The 17,797-nt window shown below is 36.1% G+C and carries 16 protein-coding genes; 12 read left to right on the top strand and 4 right to left on the bottom strand.

Annotated features, from left to right (window positions below; genetic code table 11):
* The first annotated feature begins 141 nt into the window (after positions 1-141).
* From MKX66_RS13235 to MKX66_RS13190, 10 genes are all read left to right on the top strand, one after another.
* Positions 142-1,509 carry an aldehyde dehydrogenase gene (locus MKX66_RS13235; RefSeq protein ID WP_098635423.1) on the top strand — a complete coding sequence of 456 codons (1,368 nt, stop codon included), beginning with the start codon at positions 142-144 and terminating at the stop codon, positions 1,507-1,509.
* A gap of 237 nt (positions 1,510-1,746) precedes the next feature.
* Positions 1,747-2,730, top strand: coding sequence for a spermidine/putrescine ABC transporter ATP-binding protein PotA (gene potA, locus MKX66_RS13230; RefSeq protein ID WP_002030425.1), 984 nt, complete (start codon positions 1,747-1,749; stop codon positions 2,728-2,730).
* Positions 2,727-3,575 (top strand): spermidine/putrescine ABC transporter permease PotB, encoded by an 849-nt coding sequence (gene potB / locus MKX66_RS13225; RefSeq protein ID WP_002126118.1) that lies wholly within the window; start codon positions 2,727-2,729, stop codon positions 3,573-3,575. Before potA ends, potB begins: the two co-directional genes overlap by 4 nt.
* 6 nt (positions 3,576-3,581) lie before the next feature.
* A complete protein-coding gene (gene potC, locus MKX66_RS13220; protein ID WP_002011483.1) occupies positions 3,582-4,382 on the top strand; it encodes a spermidine/putrescine ABC transporter permease PotC in 801 nt (266 codons plus the stop codon).
* Between the two features lie 38 nt (positions 4,383-4,420).
* Positions 4,421-5,470 carry a spermidine/putrescine ABC transporter substrate-binding protein PotD gene (potD, locus tag MKX66_RS13215; protein ID WP_002011485.1) on the top strand — a complete coding sequence of 350 codons (1,050 nt, stop codon included), beginning with the start codon at positions 4,421-4,423 and terminating at the stop codon, positions 5,468-5,470.
* A gap of 59 nt (positions 5,471-5,529) precedes the next feature.
* Positions 5,530-6,177 carry a phosphatase PAP2 family protein gene (locus MKX66_RS13210; RefSeq protein WP_341086343.1) on the top strand — a complete coding sequence of 216 codons (648 nt, stop codon included), beginning with the start codon at positions 5,530-5,532 and terminating at the stop codon, positions 6,175-6,177.
* Between the two features lie 110 nt (positions 6,178-6,287).
* A complete protein-coding gene (locus MKX66_RS13205; RefSeq protein WP_002166118.1) occupies positions 6,288-8,480 on the top strand; it encodes an MMPL family transporter in 2,193 nt (730 codons plus the stop codon).
* 100 nt (positions 8,481-8,580) lie between these two features.
* A complete protein-coding gene (locus MKX66_RS13200; RefSeq protein WP_012260583.1) occupies positions 8,581-8,997 on the top strand; it encodes a hypothetical protein in 417 nt (138 codons plus the stop codon).
* Between the two features lie 100 nt (positions 8,998-9,097).
* On the top strand, positions 9,098-10,021 hold the full coding sequence (locus MKX66_RS13195) for an RluA family pseudouridine synthase (protein ID WP_088035023.1): 924 nt from the start codon (positions 9,098-9,100) through the stop codon (positions 10,019-10,021).
* A gap of 91 nt (positions 10,022-10,112) precedes the next feature.
* Complete coding sequence (locus MKX66_RS13190) at positions 10,113-10,718, top strand: DUF1648 domain-containing protein (RefSeq protein ID WP_002126129.1); 606 nt, start codon at positions 10,113-10,115, stop codon at positions 10,716-10,718.
* Positions 10,719-10,753: 35 nt separating this feature from the next.
* Here the strand turns inward: MKX66_RS13190 and MKX66_RS13185 are convergent, their stop codons facing one another.
* The 4 genes from MKX66_RS13185 to MKX66_RS13170 form a co-directional block, all read right to left on the bottom strand.
* Positions 10,754-11,584: a CAP domain-containing protein gene (locus MKX66_RS13185; RefSeq protein WP_002030537.1), complete on the bottom strand. Its 831-nt coding sequence runs from the start codon at positions 11,582-11,584 to the stop codon at positions 10,754-10,756.
* A 465-nt stretch (positions 11,585-12,049) separates the two neighbouring features.
* Positions 12,050-13,378 (bottom strand): (Fe-S)-binding protein, encoded by a 1,329-nt coding sequence (locus tag MKX66_RS13180; protein WP_215590959.1) that lies wholly within the window; start codon positions 13,376-13,378, stop codon positions 12,050-12,052.
* Complete coding sequence (glcD, locus tag MKX66_RS13175) at positions 13,375-14,787, bottom strand: glycolate oxidase subunit GlcD (RefSeq protein ID WP_215590960.1); 1,413 nt, start codon at positions 14,785-14,787, stop codon at positions 13,375-13,377. Before glcD ends, MKX66_RS13180 begins: the two co-directional genes overlap by 4 nt.
* 117 nt (positions 14,788-14,904) lie before the next feature.
* Complete coding sequence (locus MKX66_RS13170) at positions 14,905-16,020, bottom strand: CdaR family transcriptional regulator (RefSeq protein ID WP_002011596.1); 1,116 nt, start codon at positions 16,018-16,020, stop codon at positions 14,905-14,907.
* Between the two features lie 136 nt (positions 16,021-16,156).
* Here MKX66_RS13170 and MKX66_RS13165 point away from each other — a divergent pair, with 136 nt between their 5' ends.
* Together MKX66_RS13165 and MKX66_RS13160 are read left to right on the top strand one after the other, a co-directional pair.
* Positions 16,157-17,128 (top strand): YncE family protein, encoded by a 972-nt coding sequence (locus MKX66_RS13165; protein ID WP_341086340.1) that lies wholly within the window; start codon positions 16,157-16,159, stop codon positions 17,126-17,128.
* Positions 17,125-17,796 (top strand): response regulator transcription factor, encoded by a 672-nt coding sequence (locus MKX66_RS13160; protein ID WP_326997658.1) that lies wholly within the window; start codon positions 17,125-17,127, stop codon positions 17,794-17,796. The genes MKX66_RS13165 and MKX66_RS13160 overlap by 4 nt, the downstream gene beginning before the upstream one ends.
* The last annotated feature ends 1 nt before the right edge of the window (position 17,797 follow it).

Genomic DNA, 17,797 nt, shown 5'->3' with positions numbered 1-17,797 from the left:
CGGTAGTTTTTTGTGAGCAATGAATTTTATATAAAGGGAAAAGTTATATATAATGTAACTTTAAGAATAGAAATTTGTTACATATGAAGTCTATATAAATAATGAAAGAATTGGATAAAAATAGTGGGAGAAGGTGAGTGCATGAGTATTTCCTCTATTGTAAATAAACAAAAGGAATATTTTTACAAAGGACATACAAGAAGTCTAGAGACGAGAAAGAATAATTTGAAGAAGCTTTATGAAGGAATTCAGCGTTTTGAGGATGAGATTTTTCAAGCGTTGAAATTAGATTTGAATAAATCAGTTCACGAATCATTTACAACAGAAATTGGATATGTACTAAAAGAGATTTCTTTTCAAATGAAGCATATTTCATCTTGGAGTAAACCAAAGCGTGTTCGCACAGCTCTTACTCATTTTGGATCGAAGGGGAAAGTGGTGCCAGAACCGTATGGTGTGACGCTTATTATCGCACCCTGGAACTATCCGTTTCAATTAGCAATTGCACCACTCGTAGGAGCATTGGCAGCTGGCAATACAGTCGTTTTAAAGCCGTCAGAGTTAACGCCAAACGTTTCAAAAGTGCTTACGAGAATGTTAGGTGAATTATTCCCAGAAGAGCTTGTATCGGTAGTAGAAGGCGGTGCTCAGGAAAGCACTGCACTTTTAAAGGAACCGTTTGACTATATTTTCTTTACAGGTAGTGTTGGTGTCGGAAAAGTTGTGATGGAAGCAGCGGCGAAAAAATTAACGCCTCTTACGTTAGAGCTTGGCGGGAAAAGCCCATGTATTGTACATAAAGATGCAAAGCTAGATGTAACCGCAAGACGTATCGTTTGGGGGAAGTTTTTGAATGCTGGGCAGACGTGTGTAGCGCCTGATTATATGTACGTTCATTCTTCAGTGAAAGAGCAGTTAATCGAGGCATTAAGACATGAAATCGCAGAGCAATATGGAAAAGATGCTTTGCAAAATGACAATTATGTGCGAATTGTGAGTGAGCGTCATTTTGAACGTCTATGTACATTTTTACAAGACGGTAAACCTGTGATTGGCGGGAATTATACGAAAGAAACATTACACATCGAGCCGACAGTGTTAACGAATGTTACATGGCAAAGTGCTGTTATGGAAGATGAAATTTTTGGGCCGATTTTACCAATTATAGAATATGAAAAAATAGAAGAGGTAATTGAAACGATTCAGCACCATCCAAAGCCGTTAGCACTATATGTATTTTCTGAAGATAGAAAAGTGCAAGAGAAAGTGACGAGTAATATTTCATATGGCGGAGGATGTATAAATGATGTCGTATATCATCTTGCAACGCCATATTTACCTTTTGGGGGCGTTGGAAGTAGTGGATTAGGCAGCTATCATGGTGAACAAAGTTTTCGGACTTTTTCCCATTATAAAAGCATTTTGTCCCAATCTACAGCATTCGACATGAAAATTCGTTACTCTTCTACAAAAAGTGCTTTAAAATTCATACGAAAGTTGTTAAAATGATGATGGTGTTTATCAGTAGGCGTAGCCGTATGATAAAAACCCCTTCGCAACTGAAGGGGTTTTTCTGTTCGACATATGTATCATGCGAAAATGAATCAAACATACTACATAAAGAATAGAAGAGAACGCTGCTAAACAACCATTTTTGTTTGGATCGAAACAAAAAAATAGTCTATAGAACATAAATATTTATTCATGAATATAAAAATTAAAATTTAAGGTAGATAGGACGGGAAAATGAAAAAGATTATTAAAGTTGAAGCAGTAGAAAAACATTTTGGAAATCAAGTGATTATCCCCCCTCTTTCTTTAGATATTAAAGAAGGAGAATTTTTAACAATTTTAGGACCGAGTGGTTGCGGGAAAACGACTTTACTTCGTATGATCGCAGGATTTGAAACCCCAACTAAAGGAAATCTTTTATTAGATGATGAAAAGATTAACGATTTGCCGCCATACAAGCGTCATATGAATTTAGTGTTCCAACATTACGCACTATTCCCACATATGAATGTTGAAAAAAATATTTGTTTCGGTATGAAAATGCAAAAAGTATCAGCAGCAGAACAGAAAGAACGTGCGGAAGAGGCAATGCGTTTAACGCAGTTACTTGAGTTCCGTAATCGTAAACCTTCGAAGCTTTCTGGTGGACAGCAGCAGCGTGTAGCAATTGCAAGAGCCATTGTAAACAACCCACGTGTATTACTATTAGATGAGCCACTTGGAGCGCTTGACTTTAAGTTAAGAAAAGATTTGCAACGTGAATTGAAAAACTTACAACGTAATTTAGGAATTACGTTCATATATGTAACGCACGATCAAGAAGAAGCGATGAGTATGAGTGATCGTATTGTCGTTATGAATAAAGGGCATATCGAACAAGTCGGCACGCCTAAGGAAATTTACAATAAGCCGAAAACATTGTTTGTTGCAACGTTCATCGGTGAAAATAATATCGTGAAAAATGGGGAAAACTACGTAGCAGTTCGCCCTGAAAATGTAAAAGTTCGCTCGGTTGAAGAGCCAATTTTAAAAGAATACCATCTTGGACATATTGAAGATATTGAATTTGTTGGAAATATGGAAAAGCTATATGTACGTGAGGAGAAAACAGCGGAATTACTAATGGCATATCAAACTGCTGAAGAAGCAACGCAGTGGAGCATTGGAGATAATGTATATGTAGGCTGGGAGCAAGAGGACGAGGTGACCTTAAATTGAAGAAAGGGAAATTACTCGCATTACCTACAGTCGTATGGCTGTTACTCTTCTTCCTAATTCCACTTCTGTTCGTATTAGCATTTGCCTTCATGCAGCGCGGAGCATACGGGACAGTGGAAATGAAATTTACATTAGATAACATAGCACGTGTGTTTGACCCATTATATATGGGGACGTTATGGGAAACAGTGAAGATAGCTGTTATTACGACAGTACTATGTTTATTAATCGGTTATCCATTCGCCTATACAATTACAATTGTTGATCGTAAATATCGTTCTATCCTTCTATTATTGGCAACGATTCCGTTCTGGATTAACTTTCTTGTTCGTTCATACGCATGGATTGTTATTTTACGTTCACAAGGACTTGTAAACACATTGCTATTGAAACTAGGTATTATTAGTGAACCTTTAAATCTGCTATATAATACGCCTTCTGTAATACTCGGAATGGTATATTCTTTATTACCATTTATGATTTTACCAGTGTATGCAGCAATTGAGCAGCTTGATAAGCGTAAGCTAGAGGCGGCTTATGATTTAGGAGCAACACCAGTAAAGGCATTTTGGAATGTAACAGTACCGATGACGATGTCAGGGATTACTACTGGTTCTATTTTAGTATTCGTTTCTTCTATCGGAATGTTTGTTGTATCAGACGTTATGGGTGGATCGAAAGTAGCATTAATCGGAAACGTAATTCAAAACCAATTCTTAGGTTCACGTGACTGGCCGTTTGGTTCCGCGTTATCTATGATTGTTGTTCTATTCTCTGTTCTGTTAATTTACTTATATTATCGTGCAACGAAAGTATATAAATATGATGGAAACGGAGGGGAATAGGCAAAAATGAAGAAGTTTTTAGTTTCTTATTCTTGGTTAATCTTATTGTTTTTGTATTTTCCAATGATGGTTTTAATGGTATATTCCTTCAACGATTCTCGCATTAATGCGGAATGGGAGGGCTTTACACTCCATTGGTATACAGATTTATTTCAAAAACAAGATGTTATTGATGCGTTTGTAAATAGTATGACGATTGCTGTTATAACGACAATTGTGACGACAGTTCTTGGTGTGATTTTTGCTATTGCATTACACCGTTACAAATATCGTTTTGAAGGGGCCATTAACGGTCTTGTATATTTACCAATTTTAATTCCTGATATTTTAATGGGATTATCTTTACTTATCCTATTTAGTCAATTAGGTATGGAACTTGGAAAAACAACAATTATTATTGCACACATTACATTCAGTATTTCATTTGTTGTTGTTATTTTAGCGGCACGTCTTTCTGGTATGGGACGTGATTTAGAAGAAGCTGCAAACGATTTAGGAGCAACGCCGTGGCAAACGTTTCGTTATGTAACGTTTCCAGCAATTGCACCAGGAGTTATTTCAGCCGCATTATTAACATTCACATTATCGATTGATGATTTTGTAATTAGTTTCTTCGTATCAGGACCAGGATCAACAACATTGCCATTATACATTTATAGTATGGTTAAGCGTGGAGTATCACCTGAAATTAATGCTCTTTCTACAATATTAATTGTTGTAATTGTAGGATTAATGGTGCTATCGGAAATTTTCCGTAATAAAGGTGCAGACGGTGAAGAGAACTCTGGAGGACACCTTCCTTTATAATACGAATGATATAGAAAGAACGAGGAGGTAATAAACCGATGAAATTAGTGAAGAGATTAGCTGGTATAGCAATTAGCTTCAGTCTTGCTGCAGGTGTACTTGCTGGTTGTGGTGAGAAAAAAGAAGAATTAAACATTTATAGCTGGGCTGACAATTTTGATGAGCAAGTTTTAAAAGATTTTGAAAAGAAATATAACGTGAAAATTAACTACGATAAATATGCAAGTAATGAAGAAATGCTTGCGAAATTACAAGCTGGTGGCGCGACATATGATTTAATTCAGCCATCTGATTACATGGTGAAAACGATGGCGAAGATGGACTTATTAGCGCCTTTAGATAAGAAGAATATCCCGAACATCGAGAACCTTGTTTCTAACTTTAAAACACCTGCGTTTGATCCAGAGAATAAGTATTCTCTAGTATATACTTGGGGTGTAACAGGAATTGCATACAATAAAAAGTATGTGAAAGAAACACCTACAAGCTGGAATGATTTATGGAACGAGAAATATAAAGGACATGTTACTTTATTAAACGATTCTCGTGAAGTATTAGGAATGGGACTTAAGAAAAACGGTTTCTCTAATAGCACGAAAGAGGATGCACAGTTAAAGACAGCATCTGCTGATTTGCAGAAGCTACTTCCAAACTTATTAGCATTCGATACAGATAATATTAAACAAAAATTCATTACAGAAGATGCTTGGATCGGGACAGTTTGGTCTGGAGACGCAGCATTCATTGCGAAAGACAATAAAGATGTAGGATACGTTGTACCAAAAGAAGGTGGCACAATTTGGGCTGATACGTTAGCAATTCCAAAAGGTGCGAAAAATAAAGAACTTGCAGAGAAGTTTATGAACTACTTATTAGATGAAAAAGTAAGTGTGAAAAACTACGAGTCAATTGGTTACAGTAATCCAAATGAAAAAGCTCATCCTCTTCATAGTAAAGAATATCGTGATAATCACATGATCTTCTTAACAAAAGAAGAATTAGATCGTACAGAGTGGCTTGTTGATGTAGACGATAAGTTAAAAGACTACGATCGCTACTGGACAGAGCTGAAAACAAAAGGTAAATAAGTAAGAAAATGCGGTTTCTAAAGTAGAAATCGCATTTTTTCATAGTAGGAGGAAATCGATTGAAGAAAAAGTTACATCAGTATGAGTTAATGTGTATCATTTTATTGTTTATTCTATTTAGCATCATCGCTTGGAGGGTACATGTAGGTGGTGTTACAATGATGGATACATACGTACGTGATATGGTAAAAGGATTACAAACGGAAAGCTCACTTACATTCTTCTCATACTTTACAAAGCTAGGATCTGCAATTGGAGTTATAACGACACTAATTATAAGCTTGCTCGTTTTTTGGAAAAAGCGTTATTATGCTGCTATGATTGTGTATCCAATGGCTATATTAACGACACACCTTGTTAATAAGGGAATAAAAGAAATTGCAAAAAGAGACCGCCCATCATTAAATGAGGCACTTGACGCACTTGGGTATAGCTTCCCAAGCGGACATGCAATGCTATCTATTATAACATTCGGTTTTCTTGCCTATATCATTGCTGCCAATTTGAAGAGTGTAGCTGGAAAATGTGGTATTACGATTTCGATGGGCATATTAATTATATTGATTGGATTAAGTAGAGTTATTTTAAATGTTCATTACCCGACTGATATTTTGGCTGGTTACTGTGCAGGTGGCATTTTGTTAATCATCGCAATTTATTGTCATCGTTTACTTACCGAGAGATTGGGACTTAATAACGAGAGATAAAAAAACGTCTAGAAAAACTAGTATTATAGTTTTTCTAGACGTTTTTTGTTTATGGGGAGATGTGATAAAGTATAAATGACAAGTGAATTATATAAAGTAGGTGAAAATGTGTGAAGACAAATGTACATAAAATTGATAAGTGGGGGAAGTTAGGAACTTTTTTGTATCAATTTCGTTATACAGTAATTGTAGCATTACTACTACTTGCGATAGTGCTCGGTATTTTTGCTCCAAAACTTCCAGGAGTACTGGGCGGTGATGGTTTCCAAACAGAAGGGGATTATCAAAAGACGAAAGAAATTTTAGATAAAGATTTTAAGCAGTCTCAAGATACACTTTTACTCGTTTTTGAGAAGGAAAAGGATACTTCGCATGAGGAGTTCCAAAAGCGTATAGAGGGGATAATAAATCAAATTGAAGAGAAAGAAAAATACGAATCTTTCCATCATCCAATGCAAAATAAAGAGATGTTACAAGATGATATCGGTTATGCGACGATTTTATTTTCCGGGAAAACAAATAAAGAACGAATGGAAAAGACATTACAATTTGCCGGGAAAATCGAGAAGGAAAGTAATAGCGTATTAAAAGTAACACCGACAGGATATCCGAAAATTAATCAAGAGATTAATGAAAGAACGCAAAATGATTTAAAAGTAGCAGAGATGATTGGATTACCTATTGCTTTTCTCGTACTATTATTCTCATTTGGTAGTCTGATTGCGTCTATTTTACCGATTGTAAATGGCGCGCTTAGTGTCATTAGTACGATGGGGATTTTATATTTTATAGGTAGTGATAAAGAGCTATCTATTTTCGTGTTAAATGTTGCACCGATGATTGGACTCGCATTATCAATTGATTTCGCACTGTTATTTGTAAATCGTTTTCGAGAGGAAGTTGCGAAGAGAACAGTGAAAGAAGCGATAGCGATTACGTATCAAACGGCAGGGCGTGCTATCGTATTTTCAGGGTTATGTGTATTCGTCGGTTTATCAGGCTTATTTTTCTTTAAGATAGATTATATTCAGTCTGTTGCTATTAGCGGGATGATTGTCGTTATTATGAGCATTTTGTTTTCGCTCACACTTCTTCCGGCGCTATTATCTTTAATTGGTAAAAGGATATTAAAAAAGAATCAGGCGGCGCCTACGCCATCAAATGTATGGCGTAAATTTGCACAGTTTGTAATGAAACATCCAATCGTCATGATTATTGTTGTTACAACATTTATTGTTATTTGTTTATTACCGCTACGTACAGCTAACTTGCAGTTTCCTGGTGTTGAAGCGTTACCTGAAAAGAGTGATACGAGAGTTGCATTTGAGAAGTATGAAGAAGCCTTTAATAAAACTGTCCAAACACACGCTGATGTGACATTAGTAGTAGAGACGAAGAAAGATATAACAGAAAAAGAAAGTTTACAAAAGATAGAAGCTGTTGTTCAAAAGTTAAAAGACGATAAGCAAGTATATAAGGTGAAAAGTGTATATGACGGGCTAAATGGAATGAAAGCAGATCAAGTTGCTGGAATGTTACAGTCGCCAGAGGCTGCGAAAATAGCTCCTGTATTTGAAGCGTATACGAAAGGGAATAAAACAACAATGGAAGTCTTTTTGGATACGAAGCCAAGTACAGAAACCGCAAAACAATGGGTTCGTGATTTCAAAAAGAATTATAAAGAAAATGATGTTACTTATTATTTGGGTGGTATGACGACGTTCCAGCAAGAGTTAGAAGATGAAATTAAAGATAAAGTTGCAATTGGTATGTCTGTTATATTTGGATCAACCTTTGTCATTTTATTATTCGCATTCCGCTCTATACTCATTCCAATTAAAGCTATTATTATGAACGTACTTAGTTTAAGTGCAACAATTGGAATTGTAATTTGGTTATTTGAAGGTGGTCATTTCGGATTAGAAGAGAGTTCAGTTTTATTTGTATTACCAATCTTTATTTTCGGCCTCGTATTTGGGCTTAGCATGGATTATGAAGTATTTCTTATTTCACGTATTCATGAGCTTTATGAAGAAACAGGAGATAACGATCAAGCAACGTTAGAAGGGCTTGTTTCGACAAGTAGGATTATTACGTCCGCCGCTTTAATTATGATTGTTGTTACCGGTGCGTTCGCCTTTACTGATATTTTACCAGTAAAGCAGATGGGGCTTGGGGTTGCATTAGCAATATTTCTTGATGCAACAATTATCCGTCTTATGCTCGTACCAAGTTTAATGAAATTGTTTGGGGATTGGAACTGGTGGCTACCATTTCGAAAGAAAAGAGAAAAATCATCGTAAAAAAAACTCATCTATAAGATGAGTTTTTTTTATGAATAGCAGGGCCCATATTTTGCGCATAGTATGTGATAAGAACATTACATACAAGTAGGTGAAGGCAATGTTTCGTTATTTTAAGTTTAAGCTAAATGATACAGTACAGTTTGCTGAAAACGATGGGCATATGTATCGCATTGTCGGTTATCGGTTGGAAAAAGGGTTTTACCCAAAAGATGAATGGACTCATATTATTTATGAACTGCTTAGAGACTTTGACGGGTATACGATGGATGCGGAAGAAGAGGAAATTGTAAAAGTTATTCAAGTAGAGGATGAGTATTACAAAATACAAGAAGTATCGGGGTATCGTTATCCAGTAAAAATGAAGCAAAAGCAACAAGTTATGAAAGGAGAGAAAATAGACGACTTATTAGATACGTACAACGACTATAAACGATTGGCGGATTTCTTTAAAGATTTATTGTATGAACAAAAAGCTGAAGAAGTGTTGCAGGAAATGAAAAGGCTTAGAGCGTGAGGGGACAGTCGATTATAAGGCTGTCCTCTATTTTTGACGGTGCATCAAATTATGTTTTCCGTTACAATGAGAGAATCAATAGAAATAAGGTGATTATAGTATGGAAACAAAGAAAAAGGGCGAATGGTGCGAAATTACGGTTCCAGCGACGTGGAATGGTATAAGTATTGAGTCGTTGTTAAAAGTAGAATGGGAAGTACCAAAAAAGTTATTACATCAGCTTCGTATGGAAAAAGGTGTTACGGTTAACGGAGAACAAAGGAGATGGAATGAACTTTTAAAAGAAGGAGATAAGTTACAAGTTCATATGTTTATGGAGGAGGAGTACGGCGTAGAGCCGGAATATGGTGAATTAAATGTAGTGTTTGAAGACGATCACGTACTCATTGTAAATAAGCAGGGGCAAATGGATACACATCCTTCTGAAAAAAATGGGACGGGAACACTTGCCAATCTTGTTGCTTTTCATTTTCAAATGCAAGGTTTAGAGACGAAGGTTCGGCATATCCATAGATTAGATAAAGATACGACAGGTGGTGTTGTATTCGCAAAACATAGAATTGCGGGTGCAATTATGGATCGTTTATTAATGGAACGGAAAATTAAAAGAACGTATGCGGCACTTGTTGAAGGAAAAGTAAAAAAGAAGCAAGGGACAATTGACGCGGCCATCGGAAGAGATCGACATCATGCTACAAGGCGCCGTGTTTCTCCAAAGGGAGACAAAGCTATAACGTATTATAAAGTAGAGAAATATTTTAAAAAACAAAATGCGACGCTCGTAACGTTACAGTTAGAAACCGGTAGAACACATCAAATTCGCGTTCATATGAGCTATAATGGAAATCCATTAGTTGGGGATGTATTATATGGTGGGCAAACAACATATATGTCCGGGCAAGCGTTACATGCGATGAAGATTAATTTTTTGCATCCGATTACGAAAGAAGAGATCGTTGTTGACGTACCTTTCCCTACAAATTTAAACGATACAATGAAAAAATTTGAAAGAGAAAATAGGTAAAGTGTAAGTTTAAAGTTGAAAAAGGTAGATTTTTGCAGGGATTTCTCTGAAAGAGGCGAAGCCGTTAAGAGAAAAGAGAGGTGAGAATTACTTGATCAAATATAAATATATGCTAGGGATATTTTTCGCTTGTCTCTTACTTACTCTATGTATTTATCCATATTTACCAACTCGTATGGCAGTGCATTGGAACGAGAATGGTGGAGCGAACGAGTTTATGAGTAAACAAGTTGTCGTATTATTTATCCCTGTCCTTATTATTATTTTACATGGATTAGTATATGTTATTTTACATAATATATATAAGTTTAATGAAGGGGAGTATTTCATTATAAATGGATTTATAAAGAGTATTACTTTATTTATGATGTTTGTCCATATACTAATTCTCTTTATTAATTTGGGAAGTATTATATCCTTTCAGACAGGACTAACGATTGGAATTAGTATGTTTCTTTTTATGTTTAGTAAAGTGTTTAAAAAGGTGAAGGATAGAGAGAAAGAACCGATCAAATTACAAAAAATCCGTTTAGTTAGTAGGCGAATCTTTCAAGTGATGGCATGTAGCATATTATTTTCGTTGCTTTTGAGCCTGAAGTGGGGATTTTACTTGTTAATTAGTGTAATAAGCTGCGGGTCTATTTTGTTTATGTTCTACATTTTATACGCATACATATTAGAAAGCTATGAAACATAAAAAAAGAGTCTTCTCCTAGAAGACTCTCTTTTTATTTACTTCGTAATAAATTGTTGTGTCCAGTAGTTGCCGCTTTCTACATAGCCAACACCGATATGAGTGAAGCCACTATTTAAGATGTTTGCACGGTGTCCAGCACTGTTCATCCAAGCTTGTACAACTTCTTCTGGAGTACGTTGTCCTTGGGCGATGTTTTCACCTGCAGATTTATAAGAAATACCAAATTTCTTCATCATGTCAAACGGAGACCCGTATGTAGGGCTGTTATGATCAAAGTAGTTGTTTTTTTGCATATCTTCAGACTTAATGCGTGCTACTTTGCTTAATTCAGTATCGATTTGTAATGCTGATAAGCCTTGTTTTGTACGCTCTGCGTTTGTTAATTCAACAACGCGTTGTTCGAATTCGCTTAAAGATTTTGCTTCTTCAGCAGGCTTTTGCTCAGCAGGTTTTTGTGTTTCGTTTTGAGTATTGTTGTTTTCAGCTGGTTTTTGAGCTTCTGGTTTAGCAACTTCTTCAGCAGGCTTTTGTTCAGCTGGTTTTTGAGTTTCCTCAGCAGGCTTTTGAGCTTCTGGCTTAGCTGTTGGTTGTTCAGTAACAACATTTTCAGTAGGCTGTTGACCAGGAATGAAGCAATCTTGTTGGAATTGTCCTTGGTTCCATTGTGCTAATGATTCAACTCCCATAGATTGTAAGAATGCTTGTAATTCTTGTTGGCTCATTTGCTTCATCATCATTTTTGAATGCTGAATATTTTGAACCTTTATGTTAGATGGTTGTACTGTTGCAGCTTGTGCATCTAAAGAAGATACTCCTAAAGTAAGAGCTGTTGCAGCAGCTACAGATAATAAAACACGCTTTTTCATGATGTGTGTCCCCCTATATAAAGTTTTAATTTGTTTTCACACGATTTGTTTTTGACAGCCTGTCTGACTGACCAATTCATCGTAGCATACAATTTGCGAGAAAAAAGATGGAAAAAAATTCATAGACTTAAAATTTTCCTAATTTATCCTAAGAGGAGGAAAGGGATGAAATAAGAGAAACATAGAGTATAAAAGGAATTTTCAGCATTTTTATACTTGGTTTTAAGAGGGGGTTTTTGGATAAATGTACCTATATTAAAAATGAAGAATCCTATTGTATCAATGATTTTAGCATTTTTTTGAGGAATATACTGGATGTATTTTTACAAAACTGTAATGTTTCTGTTGTTCTTTTTTATAATAAAGTAACATATTTTTAATGTTGTAGCGGACAAAAAAGCGGCTATCTCTTTACATAGACGAAGGAGATAGCCGTTTTCCTATTATTACGTATGTTACGAGTTATTACGAGTTGGTTTCAATTGCTTCTAATAATAGATCAACAATGTGAATTCCTCTCATTTTATGAGAAAGACCTTCACGTTCAATACCTAGTTTCATTTGTAATAGACATCCAGGGTTTGCAGTAACAATTGTCGCTGCATCTGTTTCATGTACACGATCCATTTTGTAATCTAGAAATTCCATTGATAACTCCGAATGGACAATATTATAAATACCAGCAGAACCACAGCAACGGTCCGCATCTTTCATTTCGCGGTATGTTGCGCCTTGAATGGCCTCTAGTAACATACGAGGTTCCGAAGATGTTCGCATAACATTACGTAAATGACAAGAGTCTTGATACGTAATGATTTGCGGCGTGAGTCGTAAGTCATTACGTTTATGGAAATCTAGTTCTACTAGTATAGCAGTAATATCTTTAATTTTAGAAACAAATTGCTTTGCGCGTTCAGCCCATTTTGGATCATCTTTTAACAGATAATCATAGTCTACGAGGTAAGCTCCGCAACCACCTGCATTCGTAATAATATAGTCGATGTTTAAATCTTCGAATGCTTCTATATTTCGTTTTGCTAATTCTTTTGCTCCACTCTTTTCACCAGCATGCCCATGTAATGCCCCGCAGCAACTTTGTGTTTTCGGAATAACGATATCACAACCAGCAAGTTGAAGAAGTTTCATCGTTGCGTTATTTGTTTCTAAAAACATCGTATCCATTAAACAGCCTGTGAAGAATGCAACTTGTTTCTTTTTCGCCACCTCAGCAGGTAAAAATTCAGGACGATCTTTCATTGCTTTCATTTTAGGGACTTTTGGCAAAACGAGGTCCATCGTTGCAAGTGTTTCAGGGAATAACTTCATAATACCTGTTTTATGTGTTAGCGTTTGTAAACCAGAACGCTGGTAAAATCCGATTAGTCCTGTTAATGTTCGCATTCGGTTTTGATGCGGGAATAGTCCTTCAAAAACAACTTTACGAACAGCTCTCACGGGCATGGAGAACTTTTTATTTTGATTAATAATATCACGAGCTTCTTCTAATAAATGTCCATAATTCACACCAGATGGACAAACAGGTTCACAAGCGCGGCAGCCAAGGCAAACATTTAATGTATTTTCAACATCTTCATCTGGCTCAATTAAACCATCAACGACGGCTTTCATTAAGGCGATACGTCCGCGTGGTGAATGTGATTCTTTATACCCAGATTGAATGTAAGTAGGGCAAGTTGGTAAACAAAAGCCGCATCGCATACAATTTAATAGTTCATCTTCACTTAATCGTTCTTTAAATTCCTTTTGAATGTTTTCTTTATTTAATGTGGTCATCGTTCAACCACCACTCTTTTACGAGAGTCTTTCGCGAACATTTTACCTGGATTCATAATGTTATTTGGATCGAAGGCTTGTTTAATTCCTTGCATAGCAGCAATACCTTCTTTACCTAATTTCATTTCTAAATACGGAGCTTTCATCGCGCCAACACCATGTTCGCCGGTAATCGTACCACCAAGCTCAATCGCTTTCGCAAATATTTCAGCAAAAGCCTGTTCAGCACGGTGCATTTCGTCTTCATTACGGGCATCTGTCATACAAGTCGGATGCAAATTACCATCACCAGCATGACCAAAAGTACAAATAGGAATATTATATTTCTTTGCAATTGCATTAATTGCTTCAACCATTGGAGCGATTTGTGAACGTGGTACAGTTGCATCTTCTAATATTGTTGTCGGTTTTAGTCTTGCAAGTGCTGATAGTGCACTACGGCGTGCTGTACGAAGCGCATCTGCTTCGGCTTCATCTTTTGCAACGCGAACATCGACCGCATTCATAGCACGGCAAACGTTAGCCATTCTTTCGATATCTCGATTGACAACCTCGGGCGGGCCGTCTTGTTCAATTAATAAAATTGCTTTGACGTCAGTTGGTAAACCGATTTGTGCAAACTCTTCTACAACTTCAATTGTTGGTTGATCTAAAAACTCAAGTGTCGCCGGAATAATTTTATTTGCAATAATAGCAGAAACAGCTCGAGCAGCTTCGTTAATATCTTCATATAGCGCAAGCATCGTTTTCTTCGTTTCAGGCATAGGGACAAGTTTTAATATAGCTTCCGTAACAACACCAAGTGTTCCTTCAGAACCAATAAATAAACGAGTTAAATCATAACCAGCTACATCTTTTGCTAATTTACCGCCAGTACGAATGATATCGCCGTTCGGTAAAACAATTTCAAGCCCCATTACATAATCACGTGTTACGCCATATTTTAAACCACGTAATCCGCCGGAGTTTTCATTAATGTTACCGCCGATTGTAGAAATTTTCATAGAGCTTGGATCTGGTGGATAAAATAAACCTTTTTCTTCTACTGCTTTAATAATATCAAGTGTAATAACACCAGCTTGTACAGTAATTGTTAAATTCTCTTCGTCAATTTCTAAAATATTGTTCATATGGCGGAAAATAAGGACGATACCACCTTCAAGTGGACACGTTCCAGCGCAAAGATTTGTTCCAGACCCGCGAACGTATACGGGGATTTTATGAGTGTTACACACTTTTAACACGTCTGCTATTTCATTTGTATTACGAGGAGCAATGACTGCATCAGGCATCGCTTGGAAGTTTGGAGTGGCATCATAACTATAAGTTAAACGCCCCATATTGGATGTATCTACATTATCTTCGCCAACAATAGATACGAATGAATCAATAATTTGCTTTTCTAACATTGGAAATCCCCCTCAAACTGTTAACGTATTTCGTCATAATAAAAAACGTTGTAACAGTGCTTTCATTATAATGATAAAAAAGTTGGAGGATTCTTTCTATGTGCAATCACCTAAATATTAATCTGTTTTATCGTTATTTTTTGTATGATTATCTAATAAGAGGAGTGCGAAGTATAAAATATTTAAATCTTTGAATTGTTTCGGATCAAGTCCTGTATGTTCTTCAATCTTTTTTAGCCTGTAATGCAATGTGTTAATGTGTATATGTAATTGCTCAGCTGTCTGCTTATAAGATTGGTTATAATCGATAAATAAACGTAAAGTGTGCATAAGCTCAGGAGATGATACTAAGTTTTCAATGGTACGCTCTAGAAACTGTTCTCGAGTTTCAGTAGAAATATCTTGTAAGCACATTTCTAAACGTAAATCTTCATTAAATACAATTTTTTTCGTTTCAAGTGATACTGAAAGGGCGCGTAATGCTTGTTCGTACGATAAGTTCATATTGCTTGGCGTAACTGTTTGTCCAATCCCGATATATAAAGTAATAGAAAATAAAGTTTCACAGTCTTGTTTTAACCGTTTTAAAAATTGAAAGGTTTGCTCTTTGGATTGGATTGTTGTAAACAAAATAAACCGATCATTTCCCCAGCGAACAAATAAATTTTCTTTTGCTAAAATGTTGCGCATATGTTGCCAAATTTTACGCTGGAGCATCGTATTATCTTGGGCGATTGATAATAAAATAAGTTGTTTCTTCTTATATAAATCAATGCCAAGCGTTTTTGCACGATCGAGAAAACTTGGAGACCAGTCTGTATTTTGAAGCCAATCAAAGACAAATGCTTCATAAGAACGGTGCTCAAGTTCTAGTTGTTCTAAAAAGTAGTTTTCATGAATTAATAATTCGGTCATCTTACGTAATATTTCTCCGTATTGTGAAATATTTTCAGGTTCTCCTGTAATTCCAATCACGCCGATTACTTCGTCATGGAATAGTAAAGGAAGGTTCATCCCAGCTTTTACACCTTGCAGTCGTCGTTCATCGTCTTTTGTAATAATGACAGTTTTCTTTTGTTTCGCACAGCGGAGTGCACCTTCATGAAATTGACCGATTCTTTCCGCATCTGTACTGGCGATAATAACGCCTTGTATATTAATAATAATAATGTTTTCAGTAATTAATCTGCGTACTTCACGTACAATTTTATTCGCTAAATCAGGAAAAAGCATAATTTACACACCTCAAATTCTATTTGTTGTACATTATATATGTAAGTTTATTAATAAAGGAAGATTTCACATTTTCCACACATTTATTTGTTATTTTACAATTATAACGAAATCATCCGAAGATGGAGGGAATCTTTTGAGAAAGTATGTTTTTCTTCTCTGTTTTTTATTTCTATTAGTAGGGTGTCAAGGAAGTTCGTATACACCGATTGCTAAAGATAAAAGTGTTATTATAACAACGAATATAAAGGAGGGTAGTATTAGTTTTATTGATAAAAAAACAAAGAAGCTATTAACAACATGGGAATTAAATGAGCCGATTGCGGGGGTTACGCTACTTCCAAATGGCGAGGAAATACTTGTTTATGGTAAGCAATTAGAATATATGTATGTATATTCACTAGCAGAAGGAAGACAAGTGGACAAATATAAGATTGGAAAAGGAATTGCTAATGTTATCTCATCAGATGATGGAACACAATTATTTGCTGCCGATCAAAATGAACAAAAGGTAAGGTTCTTTACGATAAAAGGAAAAGAGACAGGGAGTGTTTCAACAGGAAAAGGGCCGATAACGATGGTAGAGCATCATAACCAGTTATCTGTACTCAACTTTTATGATACGAAACTAACGACCATTGATACAAAGAAAAAAGAAGTGATACAGTCCTTTATGATTCCACCAGCATCAACAGGAGCAACGGTTAGCGCTGATGGGAAAGAAATATGGATTGGTGGACATGGTGATGGAAGTCAAGTGAATGAGAAAGTATTAGTGTATTCTTTACAGAGCGGAGAGATGATGCGTTCTTTACATGCTCCGTTTATGCCTGTGAATATAACAAAGGATGATAAGTATGTATATGCGCTAAGTCACGGTTCAAATACGCTTAGAAAGTTTGATGCAAGTACGTATCAAGAGGTAGGATTTGCAGAAGTAGGATCTAATCCATTTGCATTTTTGAAAAGCGGTGCAGAAGGATATGTAGCTAGTTATGATAGCGATGAAGTATGCGTAATGGATATGAAGAATATGAAAATAAAACAAACAATTAAAGTCGGAAAAGGACCGTTTCAACTCATAGAGAGAGAAGGGGAAGGACAATGAGTAAATATAACGTGCTAGTCGTAGATGACGAAAGTGATATGAGGCAACTTGTCGGAATGTACTTAGATAACTTCGGATACGAGTGGGGAGAAGCTGAAAATGGAAAAGAGGCACTTCGAAAATTAGAGACGGATCATTATGATTTCGTTGTACTAGATATTATGATGCCTGAGATGGATGGGCTTTCAGTTTGTAAAGAGATTCGAAAAACGTCGGATGTACCTATTATATTTTTAACAGCAAAAGGTGAAGAGTGGAATAGGGTGAACGGCTTACGTATGGGAGCAGATGATTATATTGTAAAGCCATTTAGTCCTGGGGAACTAATTGCTCGTATGGAAGCTGTTTTAAGACGATATACAAAGCAAGAACAGCAAGAAAAGATTCAATTTGGACCGATTCTTATTAATGAAAAAAGTAGGAGGGTCGAGACGAATGGTGAGACGATTCCTCTTACGGTAAAAGAGTTCGATTTACTATATTTTCTTTGCCAACATAATGGACAAGTATTTAGCCGGGAACAATTGCTTGAAAAGGTGTGGGGATATGATTATGCAGGAAGTACAAGAACGGTAGATACGCATGTGAAAACGATGCGTCTAAAGCTAGGAGAAAGTGGAAACTACATTCAAACCGTTTGGGGTGTAGGTTATAAATTTGAGGTGTAAC

The organism is Bacillus sp. FSL R9-9530, assembly GCF_038008145.1.
In the GTDB taxonomy this organism is placed as follows: Bacteria; Bacillota; Bacilli; order Bacillales; family Bacillaceae_G; genus Bacillus_A; species Bacillus_A mycoides.
This window is presented reverse-complemented; position numbering and strand designations above follow the sequence as displayed.

Excerpts from the sequence above, each read along its gene's own strand:
- MKX66_RS13235 (WP_098635423.1), top strand. The coding sequence starts at position 142 with ATGAGTATTTCCTCTATTGTAAATAAACAAAAGGAATATTTTTACAAA.
- potA (WP_002030425.1), top strand. The coding sequence starts at position 1,747 with ATGAAAAAGATTATTAAAGTTGAAGCAGTAGAAAAACATTTTGGAAAT.
- potC (WP_002011483.1), top strand. The coding sequence starts at position 3,582 with ATGAAGAAGTTTTTAGTTTCTTATTCTTGGTTAATCTTATTGTTTTTG.
- potD (WP_002011485.1), top strand. The coding sequence starts at position 4,421 with ATGAAATTAGTGAAGAGATTAGCTGGTATAGCAATTAGCTTCAGTCTT.
- MKX66_RS13200 (WP_012260583.1), top strand. The coding sequence starts at position 8,581 with ATGTTTCGTTATTTTAAGTTTAAGCTAAATGATACAGTACAGTTTGCT.
- MKX66_RS13195 (WP_088035023.1), top strand. The coding sequence starts at position 9,098 with ATGGAAACAAAGAAAAAGGGCGAATGGTGCGAAATTACGGTTCCAGCG.
- MKX66_RS13185 (WP_002030537.1), bottom strand. The coding sequence starts at position 11,584 with ATGAAAAAGCGTGTTTTATTATCTGTAGCTGCTGCAACAGCTCTTACT.
- MKX66_RS13180 (WP_215590959.1), bottom strand. The coding sequence starts at position 13,378 with ATGACCACATTAAATAAAGAAAACATTCAAAAGGAATTTAAAGAACGA.
- glcD (WP_215590960.1), bottom strand. The coding sequence starts at position 14,787 with ATGTTAGAAAAGCAAATTATTGATTCATTCGTATCTATTGTTGGCGAA.
- MKX66_RS13170 (WP_002011596.1), bottom strand. The coding sequence starts at position 16,020 with ATGCTTTTTCCTGATTTAGCGAATAAAATTGTACGTGAAGTACGCAGA.
- MKX66_RS13160 (WP_326997658.1), top strand. The coding sequence starts at position 17,125 with ATGAGTAAATATAACGTGCTAGTCGTAGATGACGAAAGTGATATGAGG.